Origin of the sequence: Dorea sp. 210702-DFI.3.125, from assembly GCF_020560945.1 — a bacterium.
Classification (GTDB): Bacteria; Bacillota; Clostridia; order Lachnospirales; family Lachnospiraceae; genus Dorea; species Dorea formicigenerans.
Genome location: NZ_JAJCNF010000058.1, coordinates 1 through 3,537, shown reverse-complemented (window position 1 = coordinate 3,537; position 3,537 = coordinate 1). Strand labels below are relative to the sequence as shown.

The 3,537-nt window shown below is 40.5% G+C and carries 4 protein-coding genes; all 4 read left to right on the top strand.

Annotated features, from left to right (window positions below):
- The first annotated feature begins 111 nt into the window (after positions 1-111).
- Positions 112-1,008, top strand: coding sequence for a GTPase Era (era, locus tag LI164_RS15445; protein ID WP_005334279.1), 897 nt, complete (start codon positions 112-114; stop codon positions 1,006-1,008).
- A 76-nt stretch (positions 1,009-1,084) separates the two neighbouring features.
- Complete coding sequence (locus LI164_RS15440; protein WP_005334277.1) at positions 1,085-1,258, top strand: hypothetical protein; 174 nt, start codon at positions 1,085-1,087, stop codon at positions 1,256-1,258.
- Positions 1,200-1,940, top strand: a complete 741-nt coding sequence (recO, locus tag LI164_RS15435) for a DNA repair protein RecO (RefSeq protein WP_005334274.1) — start codon at positions 1,200-1,202, stop codon at positions 1,938-1,940. Before LI164_RS15440 ends, recO begins: the two co-directional genes overlap by 59 nt.
- Positions 1,941-2,050: 110 nt before the next feature.
- On the top strand, positions 2,051-3,451 hold the full coding sequence (locus LI164_RS15430) for a glycine--tRNA ligase (protein ID WP_040015577.1): 1,401 nt from the start codon (positions 2,051-2,053) through the stop codon (positions 3,449-3,451).
- Positions 3,452-3,537 lie beyond the last annotated feature (86 nt).

The following is a 3,537-nucleotide window of genomic DNA, read 5'->3' as shown; positions in this document are numbered from 1 at the left end:
CAAGAACTTGTGAGTAGATAGATATTTATATCATCAAAAGCATACTCGTTGAAGTGGGAATGAAACATGGGAGTTTATAACTTTTTATAAGTTTTCAGTAACGGAGAATATATGAAGAATGATTTTAAGTCTGGTTTTGTGACATTGATTGGACGTCCGAATGTGGGAAAATCTACATTAATGAATTACCTGATCGGGCAGAAGATTGCCATTACATCTAACAAACCGCAGACAACACGTAACCGTATCCAGACGGTTCTGACAACGGATGAAGGTCAGATTGTATTTGTTGATACACCAGGAATCCACAAGGCGAAAAACAAGCTCGGCGAGTACATGGTAAATGTGGCTGAGAAGACATTGAATGAAGTGGATGTCGTGCTTTGGCTTGTGGAGCCAACTACATTTATCGGAGCGGGCGAACAGCATATTGCAAAGCAGCTTCAGAGAGTCAAGACACCGGTCATTCTCGTCATCAATAAGGTGGATTCTGTGAAGAGAGAAGAGATTCTGCCGGCAATTGCTGCATACAAAGATATTTATGACTTTGCAGATATTGTTCCGGTATCTGCAAGAAGTGGTGACAATACGGATGAACTTCTGCGCGTCATTATGAAATATCTTCCATATGGACCACAGTTTTATGATGAGGACACAGTGACAGATCAGCCGGAACGTCAGATTGTGGCAGAATTGATCCGTGAGAAAGCATTGCACAGTTTGCAAGATGAAATCCCGCATGGAATCGCGGTTGCGATTGACCGTATGAAAATGCAGAACAAAGTTATGCATATTGATGCAACGATCATCTGTGAGCGTGATTCACACAAGGGGATCATCATCGGAAAACAGGGGAGTATGCTGAAAAAAATTGGAAGTACTGCTCGTTATGAGATTGAGAGAATGTTGGATTGTAAGGTCAATCTGAAGCTTTGGGTGAAGGTAAAGAAGGACTGGAGAGACAGCGAATTTCTGATGAAAAATTTTGGATATCGGGAAGAAGAATAAAATGAGTGGTATTTGGGGGAATCTAATCATAAGGAAAAACATTTACATGAAAACAAGCTTATGATGAGGTGACCTTATGGAAGAAAAGTACTGGAAGCAATTTATGAAGACAGGAAGGATTGTGGACTATCTCTATTACCGTGGCATGAAGATCTGCTACAGAGTCATGGAGCGTTCACAGAAGAAGACCTATGAATCAGATTACCGTGACGGGCATGGTGCTTTCGGCAACTCCGGTGGGCGATTATGACAGACGTGTTGTACTGCTTACAAAAGAACGTGGGAAAATTGCAGCATTTGCAAGAGGAGCCAGAAGAACCAATAGTTCCCTCCTTGGGGTGACAAGCCCATTTTCATTTGGAGAATTTGTAGTCTATGAGGGGCGGACATCATATACATTGATGTCGGCCTCTATTTCCAATTATTTTTCTGAACTTCGGACAGACGTGGAAGGTGCTTACTATGGTTTTTATTTTCTGGATTTTGCGGGGTACTATGCAAGGGAAGCCAACGATGAGACAGAACTCTTAAAACTTTTGTATCAGACATTGCGCGCCCTTACAAATGTACATATACCAAATCGGCTGATTCGGTGCATTTATGAGTTAAAGGCGGTTTGTATCAATGGAGAAGGTCCACAGGTGTTTGAATGTGTCAGTTGTGGAAGATGGGAAGAAAATATGAAGTTCAGCGTCAGAAAAGGCGGTCTGGTCTGTAGAAAATGTGAGATTCATGCGCCGGACGCGGTGATGGTAGGGACATCTACTTTATATACGCTTCAGTATATTATCAGCTCAAAAGTAGAGAAGTTATATACATTTGCAGTGAAAGAAGAAGTGCTTTTGGAACTGGAGAATCTGATCCGCAATTACCTGAATGTATACGTGGGAAGAAACTTTAAATCATTGGAAATATTAGAGACAATAGTTTGATTTGTAGAAATTTATAGAAATACAAAGTAAATATATGGGAAATAGACTTGAAAATAGATAATATTAACTGTATAATTATTAACAATATCAGAGGAGAAGGAGAAGGGAATATGGTAGAAAAAACAATGGACAAAATTGTAGCTTTAGCAAAATCCAGAGGATTCGTGTATCCGGGGTCTGAGATTTACGGAGGACTTGCAAATACATGGGATTATGGAAATCTCGGAGTTGAGCTTAAGAACAATGTAAAAAAAGCATGGTGGCAGAAGTTCATTCAGGAATCACCATATAATGTCGGCGTAGATTGTGCGATCCTTATGAATCCACAAACATGGATTGCAAGTGGTCATCTTGGCGGATTCAGCGACCCTCTTATGGATTGTAAAGAATGCCATGAGCGTTTCAGAGCTGATAAAATTATTGAAGATTACGCTCACGAGCATGGTATTGAGATTGGAGACAGCATCGACGGCTGGAGCCATGAGCAGATGGAGAATTTTATTAAAGAGAATAATGTTCCATGTCCGACTTGCGGTAAACATGATTTCACAGAGATCCGTGAGTTCAACCTAATGTTCAAGACATTCCAGGGAGTTACAGAAGATGCAAAGAATACAGTATATTTAAGACCAGAGACAGCACAGGGAATCTTTGTAAACTTTAAGAACGTACAGCGTACATCAAGAAAGAAGATTCCATTTGGAATCGGACAGATTGGTAAATCATTCAGAAATGAGATTACACCAGGTAACTTTACATTCCGTACAAGAGAGTTCGAACAGATGGAGTTAGAGTTCTTCTGTGAGCCTGATACAGATCTTGAGTGGTTCGCTTACTGGAAGAAGTTCTGTCTTGACTGGTTACACACACTGGGACTGAAAGACGAAGAAGTACGTTATCGTGACCATGATAAAGAGGAGCTTTCATTCTACAGTAAAGCAACTACGGATATCGAGTTCCTGTTCCCATTTGGCTGGGGAGAACTGTGGGGAATCGCAGATCGTACAGATTATGATTTGACACAGCATATGAATGTATCAAAACAGGATCTTACTTATTTTGATGACGAGAAGAAAGAAAAATATACACCATATGTTATTGAGCCGTCACTTGGAGCAGACCGTGTAGTTCTTGCATTCCTGTGTGCAGCTTATGATGAAGAGAATATTGGAACAGAAGATAAGCCGGATACAAGAACTGTTCTTCACTTCCATCCGGCACTTGCACCAGTGAAGATTGGTATACTTCCACTTTCCAAGAAACTCAACGAAGGTGCAGAGAAAGTATATGCACAGCTTGCTAAGAAATACAACTGCGAGTTCGATGACCGTGGAAATATCGGAAAACGTTATCGCCGTCAGGACGAGATCGGAACACCATTCTGTGTAACATACGACTTCGATTCCGAGGAAGACGGAGCAGTTACAGTACGTGACCGTGACACAATGGAGCAGGAGAGAATCAAAATAGAAGATCTTGACGCTTACTTTGAAAAGAAATTTACATGGTAAAATAATAATTAGGGACGTAGTATTTTAAAAGTTCAATGTCATTAAGTTAAGGATAAAATTGTAATTATTGAGGCTTTGACACTTCT

What these genes read in the sequence shown, in the direction of transcription:
- era (WP_005334279.1), top strand. Translation starts at nt 112, where the DNA reads ATGAAGAATGATTTTAAGTCTGGTTTTGTGACATTGATTGGACGTCCG.
- LI164_RS15440 (WP_005334277.1), top strand. Translation starts at nt 1,085, where the DNA reads ATGGAAGAAAAGTACTGGAAGCAATTTATGAAGACAGGAAGGATTGTG.
- recO (WP_005334274.1), top strand. Translation starts at nt 1,200, where the DNA reads ATGAATCAGATTACCGTGACGGGCATGGTGCTTTCGGCAACTCCGGTG.
- LI164_RS15430 (WP_040015577.1), top strand. Translation starts at nt 2,051, where the DNA reads ATGGTAGAAAAAACAATGGACAAAATTGTAGCTTTAGCAAAATCCAGA.